Annotated in this window: 17 protein-coding genes; 9 read left to right on the top strand and 8 right to left on the bottom strand. The window is 71.1% G+C overall.

All coding sequences use genetic code 11. The features are described 5' to 3' along the window. Positions 1–74 precede the first annotated feature (74 nt). Together ACFWFI_RS18605 and ACFWFI_RS18600 are read right to left on the bottom strand one after the other, a co-directional pair. Complete coding sequence (locus ACFWFI_RS18605) at positions 75–1,424, bottom strand: metallophosphoesterase (RefSeq protein WP_387391128.1); 1,350 nt, start codon at positions 1,422–1,424, stop codon at positions 75–77. A 54-nt stretch (positions 1,425–1,478) separates the two neighbouring features. Continuing rightward, entirely contained in the window at positions 1,479–1,724 is a 246-nt protein-coding gene (locus tag ACFWFI_RS18600; protein WP_031096590.1) for an SCO4848 family membrane protein, read from the bottom strand. A gap of 121 nt (positions 1,725–1,845) precedes the next feature. On the opposite strand from ACFWFI_RS18600, the gene ACFWFI_RS18595 reads away from it, so the two are divergent. Further along, positions 1,846–3,096 carry a D-alanyl-D-alanine carboxypeptidase family protein gene (locus ACFWFI_RS18595; protein WP_387391126.1) on the top strand — a complete coding sequence of 417 codons (1,251 nt, stop codon included), beginning with the start codon at positions 1,846–1,848 and terminating at the stop codon, positions 3,094–3,096. Here the strand turns inward: ACFWFI_RS18595 and ACFWFI_RS18590 are convergent. Then, entirely contained in the window at positions 3,044–3,970 is a 927-nt protein-coding gene (locus ACFWFI_RS18590; RefSeq protein WP_387391123.1) for a YihY/virulence factor BrkB family protein, read from the bottom strand. The two genes, ACFWFI_RS18595 and ACFWFI_RS18590, sit on opposite strands and share 53 nt — an antisense overlap. A 128-nt stretch (positions 3,971–4,098) precedes the next feature. Here ACFWFI_RS18590 and ACFWFI_RS18585 point away from each other — a divergent pair, with 128 nt between their 5' ends. Together ACFWFI_RS18585 and ACFWFI_RS18580 are read left to right on the top strand one after the other, a co-directional pair. Next, entirely contained in the window at positions 4,099–5,448 is a 1,350-nt protein-coding gene (locus ACFWFI_RS18585; RefSeq protein WP_387391121.1) for an FAD-binding oxidoreductase, read from the top strand. Between the two features lie 142 nt (positions 5,449–5,590). Continuing rightward, positions 5,591–6,349, top strand: a complete 759-nt coding sequence (locus ACFWFI_RS18580; RefSeq protein WP_387391118.1) for a decaprenylphospho-beta-D-erythro-pentofuranosid-2-ulose 2-reductase — start codon at positions 5,591–5,593, stop codon at positions 6,347–6,349. A 38-nt stretch (positions 6,350–6,387) separates the two neighbouring features. Here the strand turns inward: ACFWFI_RS18580 and ACFWFI_RS18575 are convergent, their stop codons facing one another. Continuing rightward, positions 6,388–6,978: a 2'-5' RNA ligase family protein gene (locus tag ACFWFI_RS18575; protein ID WP_387391116.1), complete on the bottom strand. Its 591-nt coding sequence runs from the start codon at positions 6,976–6,978 to the stop codon at positions 6,388–6,390. Between the two features lie 90 nt (positions 6,979–7,068). Then, on the bottom strand, positions 7,069–8,082 hold the full coding sequence (gene trpS / locus ACFWFI_RS18570) for a tryptophan--tRNA ligase (RefSeq protein ID WP_387391114.1): 1,014 nt from the start codon (positions 8,080–8,082) through the stop codon (positions 7,069–7,071). 54 nt (positions 8,083–8,136) lie between these two features. Here trpS and ACFWFI_RS18565 point away from each other — a divergent pair, with 54 nt between their 5' ends. The 4 genes from ACFWFI_RS18565 to rocD all read left to right on the top strand — a co-directional run bounded on the left by ACFWFI_RS18565 (position 8,137) and on the right by rocD (position 12,012). Beyond that, entirely contained in the window at positions 8,137–8,829 is a 693-nt protein-coding gene (locus ACFWFI_RS18565; RefSeq protein WP_387391112.1) for an RNA polymerase sigma factor, read from the top strand. 5 nt (positions 8,830–8,834) lie between these two features. Further along, on the top strand, positions 8,835–9,716 hold the full coding sequence (locus ACFWFI_RS18560) for a hypothetical protein (protein WP_387391110.1): 882 nt from the start codon (positions 8,835–8,837) through the stop codon (positions 9,714–9,716). Positions 9,717–9,953: 237 nt separating this feature from the next. After that, complete coding sequence (locus ACFWFI_RS18555; protein ID WP_387391108.1) at positions 9,954–10,637, top strand: hypothetical protein; 684 nt, start codon at positions 9,954–9,956, stop codon at positions 10,635–10,637. A gap of 169 nt (positions 10,638–10,806) precedes the next feature. Continuing rightward, a complete protein-coding gene (rocD, locus tag ACFWFI_RS18550; protein ID WP_387391105.1) occupies positions 10,807–12,012 on the top strand; it encodes an ornithine--oxo-acid transaminase in 1,206 nt (401 codons plus the stop codon). 32 nt (positions 12,013–12,044) lie between these two features. On the opposite strand, the gene ACFWFI_RS18545 is transcribed toward rocD, so the two are convergent. From ACFWFI_RS18545 to ACFWFI_RS18535, 3 genes are all read right to left on the bottom strand, one after another. Continuing rightward, a complete protein-coding gene (locus tag ACFWFI_RS18545; RefSeq protein WP_387391103.1) occupies positions 12,045–13,232 on the bottom strand; it encodes a glutathionylspermidine synthase family protein in 1,188 nt (395 codons plus the stop codon). A 7-nt stretch (positions 13,233–13,239) separates the two neighbouring features. Next, positions 13,240–13,515, bottom strand: coding sequence for a hypothetical protein (locus ACFWFI_RS18540; RefSeq protein ID WP_387391100.1), 276 nt, complete (start codon positions 13,513–13,515; stop codon positions 13,240–13,242). A 132-nt stretch (positions 13,516–13,647) separates the two neighbouring features. Continuing rightward, positions 13,648–15,048 carry a MocR-like pyridoxine biosynthesis transcription factor PdxR gene (locus tag ACFWFI_RS18535; RefSeq protein WP_387391099.1) on the bottom strand — a complete coding sequence of 467 codons (1,401 nt, stop codon included), beginning with the start codon at positions 15,046–15,048 and terminating at the stop codon, positions 13,648–13,650. Positions 15,049–15,095: 47 nt separating this feature from the next. Between ACFWFI_RS18535 and ACFWFI_RS18530 the strand changes: the two genes are divergently transcribed. Continuing rightward, entirely contained in the window at positions 15,096–15,608 is a 513-nt protein-coding gene (locus ACFWFI_RS18530; RefSeq protein WP_387391097.1) for a carboxymuconolactone decarboxylase family protein, read from the top strand. A gap of 148 nt (positions 15,609–15,756) precedes the next feature. Next, positions 15,757–16,494 (top strand): isocitrate lyase/PEP mutase family protein, encoded by a 738-nt coding sequence (locus ACFWFI_RS18525; protein WP_387391094.1) that lies wholly within the window; start codon positions 15,757–15,759, stop codon positions 16,492–16,494. The last annotated feature ends 35 nt before the right edge of the window (positions 16,495–16,529 follow it).

Below are 16,529 nucleotides of genomic sequence, written 5' to 3'. Positions count from 1 at the left end.
CGCATGTTCACCCTCACCCAATCACACGATATTCACATATGGAAGGTGAGGGTCGGCACTCACAGGTTTCGGCGTCAGGCCTGCAGGGAAGCGAGTTCCACCACGGTGATGTCGGAGGGTGCGCCGACGCGCACGGGCGGCCCCCAGGCACCGGCGCCCCGCGAGACGTACAGCTGGGTGTCGCCGTAGCGTTCGAGTCCGGCGACCGTGGGGTTGGCGAGCTCGGCCAGCAGGTTCCCGGGCCAGAGCTGGCCCCCGTGGGTGTGGCCGGAGAGCTGGAGGCCGACGCCGTACTCGACGGCGTCGTCGATGACCACGGGCTGGTGCGCGAGGAGGACGGAGGCGCGGCTCCGATCGCGGTCGCCGAGCGCGCGGGCGAAGTCGGGGCCCTGGCCCTCGCTCTCGCCCGCGACGTCGTTGACTCCGGCGAGGTCGAAGCCGGCGATCTCGACCCGGGCGTTCTCCAGCGGGTGCAGGCCCAGCTCGCGTACGTGGTCGACCCACTGGGCCGCGCCTGAGAAGTACTCGTGGTTGCCGGTGACGAAGTAGCTGCCGTGGCGGGCCTCGAGCCCGGCGAGCGGCTCGGCCGCGGGTCCGAGGTCGGCGACTGATCCGTCGACGAGGTCTCCGACGACGGCGACCAGGTCGGAGCCGGTGGCGTTGATCGCGTCGACGATGCGCCGGGTGTGGGCGCGGCCCAGGATCGGGCCGAGGTGGATGTCGCTGACCACCGCGATCCGGAAGCCGTGGGCGGAGCGCGGCAGTCCGGCGAGCGGGATGGTGACCCGCTTGGTGCGGGGGCCGCGCAGCACCCCGTAGGTGCCGTGGCCGACCGTTCCCAGCCCGGCGAGGGCGGCCGCTCCACCGACGGCACGGGCGACGAACAACCGCCGCGAGGGGTCGGCGACGGCCGTGGCGGGGGCCTCCGCGCGCGCCGCGAGATCGGTACGGGTGCTGCCCGTCGCGGAGCCGGGGGCGGAGGCCGTGGCGGTGGCCTGGTCGGCGCGTTCGGGGGGCACGGTGGCGAGCTGGTCCCCGCGCTCGCCGTCCGAGGCGGTGGCCTGGCCGGCGCGTTCGGCGTGCTCCGCGTCGGTCGCCCCGGCCCGGCGGGCGAGCATCCGGCGCAGCAGGGGGCGGACGGCTTCTCCCACCAGCAGGGCCAGGGTCAGATAGAGCAGGGCGGCCAGCCAGAGGTAGCCCGGCCAGGCCAGCACCTGCTGCAGCGGGAAGGGGAATCCCGCACGGCTGGAGACGAGGGCCCCGACGGTGAGCAGCGGCAGCACGAAGGCCGCGACGGTGCCCGCGCGGCGCGCGAGGCTGCCCTTCTCCGTCGTGTCACCGATCAGCCGGCGCCACACATACCGGTGCACGCCCGCGAGCAGCGCGAGAACCGCGACCGCCACGAGTACGAAGACCACAACCACGTACGCTCCCCCGCTGAAACGATCCTGTCCGGACGGCGAACCGCGCCCGGGCCGTCATCTGCCTTCGTGACGCAAAGCCCTGACACCACGGAACCCGATGACCCCTACAGCCGTCCCCAGAAGAAACGAGGTGATGGCGAGCAGGAGATGGACCCAGAAGTAGGCAGTCGGGTCGCCCGCGTCGTCGAACGCGAGCCCGCTCCCGTCCTTCCAGAGATTTTTGACAAAGGTGACCCAGATGACCCAGCTCCACGCTCCGAAAACGAGCAGGAACCAGGAAACGGGGCGGCTGAGCTTCATGGAATCAGTATCGCCGCCGCGCTCCCGCCGGATCGCCCGGGGTGGGCTGTATCGGCGGTATGCACGGCGGGTCAGGCCATCCGGGTCCCTATCCTCAGCAACGCCATGTACGTTTCCGACCGTGCCTGCTCTGAAAAAGACCGTCATGACGGTCCTCTCTGCCGCGTTGCTGTCCGTATCTGTCGTCAGTCCCGCGGGGGCGGCAGACAAGGACAAGACCGAGGACAAACTGCCGAAGCCGACCGGTCCGATGTCGACCGTGGGCGGTACACGGCTGGGCATGGTGGGCACCCAGGTGAACCTGGGGCCGGGCGCCCCGGTCCTGCCCAAGGACCTCAGCGCACGTTCGTGGATCGTCGCCGACGCGGAGAGCGGAGAGGTGCTCGCGGCCCACAATTCGCACTGGCGGCTGCCGCCCGCCTCCACGCTGAAGATGCTGTTCGCCGATACGGTCCTGCCCGCCCTGCAGCCGAAGACCATGACCCATCTGGTGACCGAGGACGAACTCGCCGGCATCGGCGAGGGAAGCAGCCTGGTGGGCGTCAAGGAGGACCACCTCTACACGGTCCACGACCTGTGGCTCGGGGTGTTCCTGCGCTCCGGCAACGACGCGGTGCACGTGCTGTCCGAGATGTACGGCGGCGTGCCCGCGACCGTCGCCGCGATGCAGCGTCACGCCGACGAGCTCCAGGCCCTGGACACGACGGTCGTCTCGCCCGATGGTTACGACGCCCCGAAGCAGGTCTCCAGCGCCTACGACCTGACGCTGTTCGCCCGGAGCGGGATGCAGAAGGCGGACTTCCGCGAGTACGCCGCGACGGCGACGGCCGAGTTCCCCGGCGAGCAGAAGAAGGGCAAGAAGCGGAAGTCCTTCGAGATCCAGAACACCAACCGGCTGATCACCGGGGACATCGGGGTGGAGCCTTACAAGGGCATCGCGGGCGTCAAGAACGGCTACACCACCCACGCGGGCAACACCTTCACGGGAATCGCCGAACGCGACGGGAAGGTGCTGCTGGTGACGGTCATGAACCCCTCGTCCGACGAGAGCCACGCCGTCTACAAGGAGGCGGCCGGCCTGCTCGACTGGGGCTTCTCGGCAAGCGGCAAGGTGACCCCGGTCGGCGAACTGGTACCGCCGAAGTCCGCGGTGGCCGCGAAGGGTTCCGAACCCGCGTCGGGCACGGGCAAGGGCGCCGCGAAGGAGAAGCAGCCCGCCGCGACGGCCCACGCCGCCGCTACCGGCTCCAACGGGGTCTGGACCGCGCTGTCGGTCGCCGGCGGAGTGCTCGTGGCCCTGGCGGCCGGAGTGTTCCTGGTCAACCGGCGCTGGCCGCTGCCCGACCTGGTGCGTCGCCTCCCCCGTCGCTGATCTCCGCGCCCTCCCCGTCCGCTGCCGAGCTCGGCGTCGCCGTCCAGGCGGCGCATACCAGCAGCAGCTTCGCACTGAAGTTGATCCACAGGAGGAGCGCGATCGGTACACCGAACGCGCCGTACATGCTCTTCGAGGCGACGTCCCTCATGTAGCTGCCGAGCAGCAGTTTGAGCAGCTCGAAGCCGACCGCGCCGACCAGCCCGGCCACGATCAGGCGCCGGCGCGGCGGCTCCACCCCGGGCAGCAGGGTCAGCAGGTAGAGCAGGATCAGGAAGTCGGCGAAGACGGCCACGACCACGGCGGCCACCTGGAGCAGCACCCCGCCCACGCCGTTCTCGGGGATGCCCAGGCGGTCGACCGTCCAGCCGATGGCCGTGGAGGCGACGGTGGACACGGCGAGTGTCACGAGCACCGCTCCGCCGAGGCCGATCAGGAGACCGGCGTCCTTGATCTTGCGGACGACCGGGTTCCCCTCGTCCACGTCGTCCTTCTCCCACACGGCGCGCAGGCAGTCCCGCATCGAGCCGATCCAGCCGATGCCGGTGAAGAGCAGCAGCGCACCGGCGACGACTCCCACCGTGCCCGCGTGGGCCACGAGGTTGTCGATGCCGAGCTGGTCCGAGATGCCGGGCACCTGGTCGGCGAGCTTGTCCTCGATCTTGTCGAGCTGCTGGGGGGAGAGCAGCGCGGCACCGATCGCGGCCCCGACCGCGATCAATGGGAAGAGCGCCAGGAAGCTGAGGAAGGTGATCGCCGCGGCGAGCCTGGCCCAGTGGACCCGTTCCAGCGTCTCGTAGGAGCGCCAGGCGTGCGTCTCCATCAGCCGTGCGACGAGCGGCCCGATGACGGGAAGTTTTTTCAGCCAGTCCATGACGTACGCGTACCCCTCCGGGCGCAGAAAACCGACGTCCGCGGCGACCTGGGCCGCCAATCACCCATTTCGGTGAGTGCTGTAACAAATCCCTCAAATGGGTTTTCGCGGGCGATACGGTCACGACCATGTCTGTCGACACGGTGTCCTTGACCGGCTGGGGCCGCACCGCCCCGACGACCGCGCTGCGGTTCCGCCCTCGTACGTACGAAGAGGCCGCGGTGGTCGTGCGGGGCCGGGGGCCCCGTGGGGTCGTCGCCAGGGGGCTGGGGCGCGCCCACGGTGACGCCGCGCAGAACGCGGGTGGCTCCGTGCTCGACATGACCGCGCTGGACCGGATCCGCGCGGTCGACGCCGTCGCGGGGACGGTCGTCTGCGACGCCGGGGTGAGCCTGCACCGCCTGCTGGAGACGCTGCTCCCGCTCGGCTGGTTCGTCCCGGTCACCCCGGCGACCCGCCATGTCACCGTCGGCGGCGCGATCGGCTCCGACGTCCACGGCAGGAACCACCGGACCGCGGGTTCCTTCGCCCGTCATGTGCGCGCCCTGGAACTGCTGACCGCCGACGGCGAGGTGCGTACGGTGCTGCCGGGCACCGATCTGTTCGGCGCGACCCTCGGCGGTCTGGGGCTGACCGGCGTCATCCTCTCGGCCACGCTCGGCCTGCGCCCCGTCACCACCTCCCTGATGTCGGTGGACACCGCACGGGCTGCCGACCTGGACGGGGCACTGGCCCGACTCGCCGCCTGCGGCGACCGCACGCCGTACGCGGCTGCCTGGATCGACCTCCTGGCGCGCGGGAGGGCGACGGGGCGCGCCGTCGTCACCCGTGGGGAGCACGTGCCTCTGGACGCGCTCCCGGCGCACGCCCAGCGCACAGCGCTCGCCTTCCGCCCGGGGCAGCTGCCCACCGCACCCGCGCTCATTCCCGAGGGGCTGCTCGGCCGGACCCCGGCGGCGCTCCTGAACGAGCTCCGCTACCGCAGGGCCCGCGCCACGCGGACCCGGGAGCTGCAGAGGATCTCCACCTTCTTCCACCCCATGGACGCCGCCCCCCGATGGAGCCGTGCCCGGGGCCGGGCCGGCTCCGTGCAGTACCAGTTCACCGTCGGATACGGCCATGAGGAGACCCTGCACCGCGTCGTCAGGCAGCTCGCCGTGCGCCGGTGCCCCGCTTTCCACGCCGTACTCAAGCGGTTCGGCGAGGGCGGCCCGGGGTGGCTCTCGTTCCCGGCGCCCGGCTGGACGCTCTCCTTCGGGCTGCCCGCCGGACGGCCCGGTCTGGCGCGCCTGCTCGACGCACTGGACGAGGAGGTGGCGGCGGCGGGCGGCCGGGTCTGCCTGGCGAAGGACGCGCGGCTGCGGCCCGGCCTGCTGGCCGCGATGTATCCACGGCTGCCGGAGTTCCGGGCCCTGCGCCAGGCGCTGGACCCGGCGGGAGCCTTCCGGTCCGACCTGTCCCGCCGTCTCGCGCTCTGACGGGCACCGCCGTGCCGTGCTCCGGGCCCTCACCACCGCCGTGCTCCGGGCTCTCACCACCGCGCCGTGCTCCGGCTCCGTTCTCTCCGTCACCGCTCTGCTCGCATCGCCACCTCGCTGTCACCCCGCTAGGAGATATCCCGTGAAGGACGCCTTCGGTGCCCCGCAGTCCCTGCTCGTCCTCGGCGGCACCTCGGAGATCGGCCTGGCCACCGCTCGGCGGCTGATCGCCCGCCGCACCCGGACCGTACGGCTGGCCGGACGGCCCTCCCCCGCCCTGGAACGGGCCGCGGCGGAGCTGCGCGAGCTGGGCGCCGACGTCCGTACCGTCGCCTTCGACGCGCTCGACTCCGCCTCCCACGAGGAGGTGCTCGGGAAACTCTTCACCGAGGGGGACATCGACATGGTGCTGCTGGCCTTCGGCGTGCTGGGCGACCAGGCGCGCGACGAGGAGGATCCCCTCTCCGCGGTCCGGGTGGCGCAGACCAACTACACGGGGGCGGTCTCCGCCGGCCTGGTGTGCGCCGGCGCGCTCCAGGCGCAGGGCCATGGGTCGCTGGTGGTGCTCTCCTCGGTGGCCGGCGAGCGTGCCCGGCGCGCCGACTTCATCTACGGCTCCAGCAAGGCGGGGCTGGACGCCTTCGCACAGGGGCTCGGCGATGCGCTGCACGGGACAGGCGTGCATGTGATGGTCGTACGTCCCGGCTTCGTGCGGTCACGGATGACGGCAGGGCGCGAGGAGGCACCGCTCGCCACGACTCCGGGCGCGGTCGCGGATGCGATCGTGACCGGGCTGAGGCGGCGCTCGGAGACGGTGTGGGTGCCCGGGGCGCTGCGGGTGGTCATGTCGGCCCTGCGGCACGTGCCGCGCCCGCTGTTCCGACGGCTGCCGGTGCGGTAGGGGCCCCGCGTCCGGCGAGGATCAGGCCGACGCCGGGCTCAGGGGTGCAGGGACGGCTGGTCCATCGAGCTGCCACCCTGGGCCGGTACGACGGGCGCGCTGCCGCCGCCGCCGAACGGGAACTCGTTGATCTTGCGCCAGACGCCGTCCGCGCCCTGTTCGTACAGCGCGAAGGAACCACAGGTCCAGGCCGCCTCGTACGAGGAGAGCTCCTCGTACGCGCGGTCCATGGCTTCCTCCGCGATGCCGTGCGCCACGGTCACATGCGGGTGGTACGGGAACTGCAGCTCGCGTACCAGGGGCCCGGACGCCTCCCGTACCCGCTTCTGGAGCCATGAGCAGGCCGAGGCGCCCTCCACGACCTGGACGTAGACGACCGGTGACAGCGGGCGGAAGGTGCCCGTGCCGGACAGCCGCACCGGGAAGGGACGGCCGGCCGTGGCGATCTGTGAGAGGTGGGTCTCGATCGCCGGCAGGTCGGCAGCCTCGGCCTCGGTCGGCGGAAGAAGGGTGACGTGGGTGGGGATGCCGTACGCGGCAGGGTCCCCGAAGCTCGCGCGCCGCTCCTGGAGCAGGCTGCCGTAAGGCTCCGGGACCGCGATCGAAACGCCAAGCGTTACGGTCCCCACATCGTTCTCCTCAATCGTCGAAGTCTGCTCTTCGGTCGTGCCGACGCCAGTGTGGCCCCTTCGGCCTTCGTCTCGCCAGGGTCCTTGGACTCAGTGCTTCGCGGGCAGAAGGCCCATCCGGTCGTAGGTCTGCGCCAGTGTCTCGGCGGCGACGGTCCTGGCCTTCTCGGCTCCCTTGGCCAAGAGGGCGTCCAGGGTCTCCGGGTCGTCCAGATACTCCTGGGTCCGGGTCCGGAACGGGGTGACGAACTCCACCATGACCTCGGCGAGGTCGGTCTTGAGCGCGCCGTAGCCCTTGCCCTCGTACTTCTGTTCCAGATCCGTGACGGCGGTGCCGGTGAGGGTGGAGTAGATGCTCAGCAGGTTGCTGACGCCGGGCTTCTTCTCCGCGTCGTAGCGGATCACGGTGTCCGTGTCGGTCACCGCGCTCTTGACCTTCTTGGCGGTGACCTTCGGGTCGTCGAGGAGGTTGATCAGGCCCTTCGGCGTGGACGCCGACTTGCTCATCTTGATCGCCGGGTCCTGCAGGTCGAAGATCTTCGCCGTCTCCTTGAGGATGTACGGCGCCGGGATGGTGAACGTCTCGCCGAAGCGGCCGTTGAAACGCTCGGCGAGGTCCCGGGTGAGCTCGATGTGCTGACGCTGGTCCTCACCGACCGGGACCTGGTTGGCCTGGTACAGGAGGATGTCGGCGACCTGGAGGACCGGGTAGGTGAACAGGCCCACGGTCGCCCGGTCGGCACCCTGCTTGGCGGACTTGTCCTTGAACTGGGTCATGCGGGACGCCTCGCCGAAACCGGTGAGGCAGTTCATGATCCAGCCGAGCTGGGCGTGTTCGGGGACATGGCTCTGGACGAAGAGCGTGCACCGCTCGGGATCGAGCCCGGCCGCCAGCAACTGGGCGGCGGCGAGCCGGGTGTTGGCGCGGAGCTCCTTCGGATCCTGCGGCACGGTGATCGCGTGCAGGTCCACCACCATGTAGAAGGCGTCGTGGGACTCCTGCAGCGCCACCCACTGGCGGACCGCACCGAGATAGTTGCCGAGGTGGAACGAGCCTGCGGTGGGCTGGATTCCGGAAAGCACGCGGGGTCGATCAGAGGCCATGAACTCATTGTCTCAGGTGTGGAACCGATCTCCGGCAACCGGTGTAGGAAAGATGTGAGGACGCGGGAAGGGGCTCCACAGCCGGGCCTGGAGGAGGGCCGCACCATCGACGACGGGGGTGGGAGCGGGGCTGCCGGGCGCGCCGGAGGGCTGTCCGCCGGCCCCGACGACAGCGAGGCCGCGGTGATCGCTCGTGTGCGCGCCGGGGAGGCGGAGGCATACGCGCAGCTGGTGCGCGCCCATACAGGTGTCGCACTGAGGGCGGCGGTCGCCTTCGGGGCGGGGGCGGACGCGGAGGACGTGGTGCAGTCCGCCTTCTTCAAGGCGTATCAGGCCCTGGGTCGTTTCCGGGACGGCGCGCCCTTCAGGCCGTGGCTGCTGCGCATCGTGATGAATGAGACGAGAAACACGGTCCGCTCGGCAGGGCGTGCGCGAGCGGTGGCGGGCCGTGAGGCCTGCCACCGGGGTGCGGATCCGGTGATACCCGATTCGGCGGATCCGGCTGCGGCGGCCCTCGCCCAGGAACGCAGGGCGCTGCTTACCGCCGCGCTGGACGAGCTGAGCGAGGAGCAGCGCCAGGTGGTGACCTGCCGCTATCTGCTGGAGATGGATGAGGCGGAGACGGCACAGGCACTCGGCTGGCCAAGAGGGACGGTGAAGTCCCGGCTGAACCGGGCGCTGAAGAAGCTGGAGCGGCGGCTCGGCGGCGAGCTGGGTCCGGAGCCAGGACGAACGGGAAGGGGGTGAGGGCGGTGGACAAGGCGAGGGACGGCGATGCCCCGGAGCGTCCCGGGTGGCCGGACGGCGGGCGGCGGGAGCGACTGCGGGCGGAGCTGGCGGCGCTGCGCGAGGGCCTGGACGTCCCGGACACCGACGGCGCGACGATGGCCGAGCGGGTCCTGGCGCAGATCGTCGCGGAAGGCGCGCCCGTGGCCGCGCTGAAGCCCGCGGGGCGTGTGGAGCGGTTCCGCACGTGGTGGCGTGGACACCTCCGGATTCTGGCCGCCGCCCTCTCGGGTCTGCTCGTGGTGCTGGTGCTCACGCCCCCGGTGCGTGCGGCCGTCGTCGAATGGTTCGACTTCGGCGGGGTCGAGGTTCGGTGGACACCCGGTTCGCCGGGCGATCCCCCTGCGAAGGAGGCGCGAGGACCGGGCTGCGGTGTCCCGCTGGCCATGCCCGAGGCGGTCCGGCGGGCGGGGTTCCGGCCGGTGGTGCCGGACGCGCTCGGGACGCCGGACACCGTGGCGGTGGCCGGGCTGCCGGAGGGCCGGTCGATGGTCACGCTGTGCTGGAAGGAGGACGGGCGGACGATACGGCTCGACACATTCGCGTCCGGCCTCGATCCGTACTTCACCAAGCAGGTACGCATCCCGCCGGAGTGGGTGGAGCTGCACCGCGGCGGTAGAGGCGACAGCCTGGACGGCCAGGCCGGGGGACCAACTGATGGCGCGTGGTTCGCGGAGCCCCATCTCCTTGAGTTCATGATGATCGGGGAGGACGGCGACCGGTGGATCAGGACCGAACGGACCGCCGGGCCGACCTTGTTGTGGATGCGCGATGGCCGGATGACGTTTCGGCTGGAGGGCGTGGACGACGTGGAACGGGCGCGCGAGATCGCCGAGTCCACGCTCTGAGCGATCCGGAAGGCCGGCTCCCCGGCCGGCTCCCAACCGGCTCCCAACCGGCGGAACCTGAAGCCTTCGGCCGGTGTATCCAGGGTGACGCTGCCCGGAAGGGCCGGGCGGGTCGGACAGGGGGACGACATGCGACAGCAGCCGAGGTCGGGAGCGGAGCCGAGGAGGAAGCCAGGAGCAGGGCCCGGGAGGACGAGGAAGGCAGCACGGTGGGCACGTCGTCTCACCGTTCTCGCGGTGGCAGTCGGTCTGGGCCTGCTGTCGGCACCCGACGCGTCGGCAGGGGGGCCGACGAGTGTGCTGATCACCTCTCCGTCGAGCCGCGAGGCAGTCGCGCTCACCGGCTCCGATGCGAGGTACAGCTCGCTGGAGAAGCTGCTCGGTCCCGGAGGGAAGGGCGAGCGGGCGCAGCCCTCGTCACTGGACGGCGCGGTGGGGACGCGGCAGATCAATGTCACGTGGATGGCGCTCGATCTGCAGCCGGCCAGGACCGACCGGGTCTTCCCCGGTGAGGACACGGGCACCGTCTGGATCCACACCGCTACGGAAGTCCCCGGCACGTACAGGGGGCACTGGCACCGGGCCGCCGAGCCGGAAACGCTGGTCGCGCTCCTCGGGGAGCTCGGCCTGATGGGCAGACCGAGCATGGACGGCGCAAGCCCCGCTCTCTTCCCGGAGCCCTGGGAAAGCGAAGGCCTGTTCGGGCGCGGAGACGAGCAGGCGTCGAGAGCGGATCCCGCGTCCGCGGCAGGGCCCGCATCGGCGTCGGCACCGGAGACCGCCGGGATCTACACACGCCTGGACCACTGGTGGTGGGCGATACCCGGTCTGGCGGTGGGCTCGGCGCTCACCCTCGCGGCCCTGCGGTCAAGAGCCGGTCTGCGGGAGTCCGGTGGCCGTCAGGAGCTCCTCGACGGCTGAGGGGCATTGGCCCGGCAGTGAGCAGAGACGCGGCAGCGATGCCGGGGCGGGGGCCGGAGACGGAGATCGCAGGGCGCGCCGCGCGGAGAAGGTTTCCCTGTCCTGAATCAGACCGACGATACAAAGTGGGCACCACCCCCGCCCACGCCGCACGACGAACGGAGATCCCGTGTCGACCACGGAAACCGCCATCGCCTCCGCCGAGGCGCACAGCGCGCACAACTACCACCCGTTGCCGGTCGTCGTCGCCTCGGCGGACGGCGCCTGGATGACCGATGTCGAGGGGCGCCGTTACCTCGACATGCTGGCCGGCTATTCGGCCCTCAACTTCGGACACGGCAACCGGCGGCTGATCGACGCGGCCAAAGCACAGCTCGAACGCGTGACGCTGACCTCGCGCGCCTTCCACCACGACCGGTTCGCCGATTTCTGTACGCAGCTCGCCGAGCTGTGCGGCATGGAAATGGTCCTCCCCATGAACACCGGGGCGGAGGCCGTGGAGACGGCGGTGAAGACGGCCCGCAAGTGGGGCTACCGCGTCAAGGGCGTCCCCGACGGGATGGCGAAGATCATCGTCGCCGCCGACAATTTCCACGGCAGGACCACCACGATCGTCAGCTTCTCCACGGACCAGGAGGCGCGTGCCGACTTCGGCCCGTACACACCGGGGTTCGAGATCGTGCCGTACGGGGATCTCACCGCGCTGGCCGAAGCGATGACGGAGAACACCGTCGCGGTGCTGATGGAGCCGATCCAGGGCGAGGCCGGGGTGCTGGTCCCGCCGCAGGGCTATCTGGCCGGGGTGCGGCAGATGACCCGGGAGCGGAATGTCCTGTTCATCGCCGACGAGATCCAGTCCGGTCTGGGCCGCACAGGCCGCACCTTCGCCTGCGAGCACGAGGGTGTCGTGCCCGACATGTATGTGCTGGGCAAGGCTCTGGGCGGTGGCGTCGTGCCCGTCTCGGCCGTCGTGTCCTCCGCCGCGGTCCTCGGCGTCTACAGGCCGGGCGAGCACGGATCCACGTTCGGCGGAAATCCGCTGGCCTGCGCCGTCGCTCTGGAGGTGGTCGCGATGCTGCGCACCGGTGAGTTCCAGCAGCGCGCCGCGGAGCTGGGCGACCATCTCCACCACGAGCTGGGGCTGCTGACCGGCGGCGGCGCGGTGCAGGCCGTGCGGGGCCGAGGCCTGTGGGCGGGGATCGACATCTCCCCGGCTCTCGGAACGGGCCGGGAGATCTCGGAGAAGCTGATGGACCGCGGGGTGCTGGTCAAGGACACCCATGGCTCCACGATCCGGATCGCCCCGCCCTTGGTGATCAGTAAGGAGGACCTGGACTGGGGCCTGGACCAGCTCCGCGGCGTACTGGCCGGCTGAATCCGGGTTCGGCGGGAGCGCCGATCATCGGCTCAGAGGATGACGTGGGGCAGGAAGCGGGCGTACTCGTCCGTGATCAGCCCCGCCGATTCCCGGATGCCGAGCCCGGCGGACTCGTTCTCGACCACCCAGGCGCCGAGCACCACACGGTTGCCCGCGAAGTCGGGCAGGGGTGCCAGCTCCTGGTAGCAGCAGGGTTCGTCGCGCAGCACCGGAGCGCTGCCCGGTTCGTGGACGGTGACCCCGGCGCCCTCACGGCCGAGCAGCGGTTTGGCGACGTAGCCCGCTGCGTCGGCCCCGGCCAGTTCGCGGGGGCCGTCGAGATAGGCGGGGAGGAGATTGGGGTGCCCCGGATACAGCTCCCAGAGGATGGCCAGCAGCGCCTTGTTGGAGAGGAGCATCTTCCAGGCGGGCTCGATCCAGCAGGTGCTGCCGGTGCCTCCGCCGTTGTCGAGGGTGTCCAGCACGTGCGGGCCGAAGCGGTCCGTCGTCAGCCATTCCCACGGGTACAGCTTGAAGCAGCTGCGGATGAAGCGGAGCCGTTCGTCGACGAAGCGGCGGGACAGCTGGTCCCAGCCGATCCGTTCGACGGAGAGCGCCTCGGTGTCGATCCCGGCCTGGGCGGCGGTCTCCCGCAGATACGCCACCGTCATCAGGTCCTCGCCCAGTTCGTCGCCGTCGGAGTGGGCGAAGTGCAGAGGGCCCGGCGGCAGCAGCGGGGCCTGCCGCTTCCACGCCTCGACGAGGCGCTCGTGCAGGGAGTTCCACTGGTCGGCCCCCGGGAAGCGGTCCTCCATCCAGAACCACTGGGGACTGGCGGCCTCCACCAGCGAGGTGGGGGTGTCCGCGTTGTACTCCAGCATCTTGGCCGGACCGGTCCCGTCGTACCGAAGGTCGAACCTTCCGTACAGGGAGGGAAGTTCGGCACGGCGTCGCCAGGACTCGGCGACCAGGCCCGCCAGCCGGGGGTCGGTGATACCGAGATCGGCGAAGCGGTCGCGCTCGACGATGTGCGCGGCGGCGGCCAGACACATCGTGTGGAGCTCCTCCACGACCTCTTCCAGTGCCTCGACCTCGGGCAGCGAGAAGACGTAGTAGGCGCTCTCGTCCCAGTACGGGCGCAGGGATCCGTCCGGGTAGCGGGTCAGGGGGTAGATCAGCCCCTGCTCCTCGACGGTCTCCTGCCAGCCGGGGCGCGGTTCTGTGGTGCGGCGTTCCATGAGGGATTCAGCCGCCGCTGGAGCTGGAGGAGCCGAATCCGTCGCGCTCGACGGCGGACTTGTTGAAACTGCCCCCGGAGACCCGGTTGCTGTGGCTGCTGCCGCCGTAGTAATAGTTGCCGCTGCCGTTGCTGTCCTCGCACTCGTAGCTCGGCAGGATCTCCTGGGTCACCGGGTCGACGCACCGCTCGTCCGGTTCGGAACTGCAAGCGGTGAGCGTCGCCGCGAGTACTCCCATGCCGCCGAGCACGACGGTGCTCGACCTCAGCTTGCGCCTGTCCATGTTCTGTTCTCCCCCGCAGTACGCACGAGCCGGTGGCCGCCCACCGGCAAACTGCCAGTCAGATTAGATGCCCGGACCTCCCGGCTGAAACCCGGTGCCGCCCGCTCCCCCCGCATGTCCCGATATCCCCGCCTACGGAAGCACCCGGCAGAGCGCGTCCAGCGCACCTGCCCAGCCGCTCTCCGACGGCGTGCCGTAGCCGATGACCAGCCCGTCGCGGCCCGGCTCCATGTCCTGGTGCCGGAAGCGCGACAGCCGCTCCAGCGCCAGCCCTTGCCAGGTGGCCGCCTGGACGACCGAATGCTCGGTTCCTTCGGGGAGTTCGAGCACGGCGTGCAGCCCCGCCGCGATGCCGCTCACCCGGAAATCCGGTGCCCGCTCGGCGAGCGCCTCGACGAGCTGGTCACGGCGGCGCCGGTAGCGCAGCCGCATGGCCCGCACATGTCGGTCGTACGCCCCTGAGGCGATGAACTCCGCGAGGGTCAGCTGGTCCAGCGCCCCGGACATCCAGTCGAAGCCGCCCTTCGCGTCGCACACCTCCTCCACCAGCCCTTCCGGCAGCACCATCCAGGCCAGCCGCAGGCCGGGCGCCAGCGACTTGCTGGCCGTCCCCATGTAGACGACCCGTTCCGGATCGAGCCCCTGGAGTGCGCCCACCGGCTGGCGGTCGTAGCGGAATTCGCCGTCGTAGTCGTCCTCCAGGATCAGACCGCCCGAGGACCGCGCCCAGTCGACCGCCTCGGCCCGCCGGTCGGGGTGGAGCGGGACACCCGTGGGGAACTGGTGGGCGGGAGTAAGCAGCACCGCACCCACACCGGGTGTCGCTCCCAGCTCACCGGTCCTGGCCCCGAGGGCGTCCACCGGGATGCACGGGGTGCGCAGGCCGGCCTCGGCCAGGAGGTTCCAGTGGATGTCCAGTCCGTAGGACTCGACGGCGGCCCCTTGTACCCGGTGGCGCCGCAGCACCTTCCCCATCAGCGTGAGCCCGTGGACGAACCCGGAGCAGATCACGATGCGTTCCGGGTCCGCGTACACCCCGCGAGCCCGTGCCAGATAGTCCGCCAGCACGGTTCGCAGCTCGATGCGGCCCCGCGGATCGTCGTACCCGAAGGCCGCGTCGGGAGCGGCGACGAGGGCACGCCTGGCGGCCTTGAGCCATTCGGCACGCGGAAATGCCGAGAGGTCCGGCGACCCCGGCATCAGATTGTGGGCGGGTCGCCGTCGGACCTGCCGGGTCCTGGCTCCCCGGGCGGCCGGCCCCGGTGCTGCGGCCCGCTGCGCGACCCTGGTCCCCGACCCCTGCCGCGCGGTGAGCCAGCCCTCGGCCACGAGCTCGGCATAGGCGTCGGCGACGGTGTTGCGGGCGATGCCGAGATCCGAGGCGAGCGTCCGGGAGGAGGGCAGCCGGGTGCCGGGAGTCAGCCGTCCGATGCGTACAGCCTCCCGCAGCGCGTTCATCAGCCCACTGCGCAGGCCCGCGCCGACCGGTTCGATATGCAGGTCGGCACCGAAAGCGGCCCAGGAATCTGTCATGGAAATGGACCATACCGGTGCGCCATCCGACCATTAGCGTCGAACCCATGACCACGCACACACATCACCACGAGCCCGCCGGCAACGCCCCTGAGCACCCCGCCCGTCTGCAGTGGGCCCAGCTCGCCCCCGACGTCTACAAGGCCATGGTCCGACTGGACGCCGCGTCCCGTAAGGGACTCGACCCGACGCTGCTCGAACTGGTGAAGATCCGCGCCTCGCAGCTCAACCACTGCGCCTTCTGCCTGGACATGCACTCGAAGGACGCCCTCGCGGCGGGCGAGTCCGTCGAGCGGATCATCCAGCTCAGCGCCTGGGAGGAGTCGCAGCACTTCTACACGGAGAAGGAGCTGGCGGCGATCCAGCTGACGGAGGCCGTGACGGTCCTGACCGACGGTTTCGTTCCGGACGAGGTCTACGCGAAGGCCGCCAAGCACTTCGAGGAGGCCGAGCTCGCGCAGCTGATAGCCGCGATCACGGTGATCAACGCCTGGAACCGCTTCGGTGTGACCGCCCGGCTGACCCCGGGGCACTACGCGCCCGGCGACATCAAGCACTGAGCCGCCGGGGCGGGGACCGGGACCTCTGATCCCGGCGCGATCCGCCGAACACCGGGCCCGAGCCGCTGGGCCGCGGGGCGGGGGACGTCCTCGCCCCGCAGCCTGCCGGGCCGCCCACCCCACGTCCCTCCCCCGCCCCGGAGCCTTGATGAACGAGCCCGCGTCCGCCTTCCGTGCCCTGCACCACGGCCGCCCTCCGATCGATCCCCTGGTCCTGCCCGGACCGTGGGACGCCACGAGTGCCCGCGTGTTCGAGGACGCCGGATTCTCCGCCCTGGCCACACCGAGCGCCGGTGTCGCCGCCTCCCTCGGTTACGCCGACGGGCAGACGCCCGCCGCCGAGATGTTCGCGGCGGTGTCCCGGATCGCCCGAGCGGTGTCCGTTCCCGTGTCGGCGGACGTCGAGGCGGGTTACGGCCTGGCCCCGGACGAACTCGTCGAACGCCTCCTGGAGGCCGGAGTGGTCGGCTGCAACCTGGAGGACTCGGCCGAAGGCGTCCTCGTCGACCCTCGGCGACAGGCCGACCGGCTCGCGGAGGTGCGCGCCGCAGCGGGCGACCGCCTCTTCGTCAACGCCCGCGTCGATACGTACATCCACGGCGACCCGGCCGTCACGGACGTGGTCGCGGAGACGATCGTCCGCGCCCGGCTCTACGCCGAGGCCGGAGCCGATTGCGTCTATCCGATCATGGCCCCGACCGGCGACCTTCCCCGTCTGGCCGCCGCGGTCGCGGTCCCGCTCAACGCACTCGGCACACCCGACGGCCCGTCCGCCACCCGCCGCCTCGGCGAGCTCGGCGCAGCACGGATCACCTTCGGTCCCCAGCTGCAGCGCAGGGCGACGGACGCCGTGCGCGAGCTCGCCGGCCGGCTGCTCGGCCACTGAGCGCACGGACGAGGGCGCCCCCGGCAGCTGTTGCT

Origin of the sequence: Streptomyces sp. NPDC060209 (assembly GCF_042728155.1) — a bacterium.
In the GTDB taxonomy this organism is placed as follows: domain Bacteria; phylum Actinomycetota; class Actinomycetes; order Streptomycetales; family Streptomycetaceae; genus Streptomyces.
The sequence above is the reverse complement of the archived record's forward strand: the minus strand, read 5'-3'. Positions and strand labels throughout refer to the sequence as shown.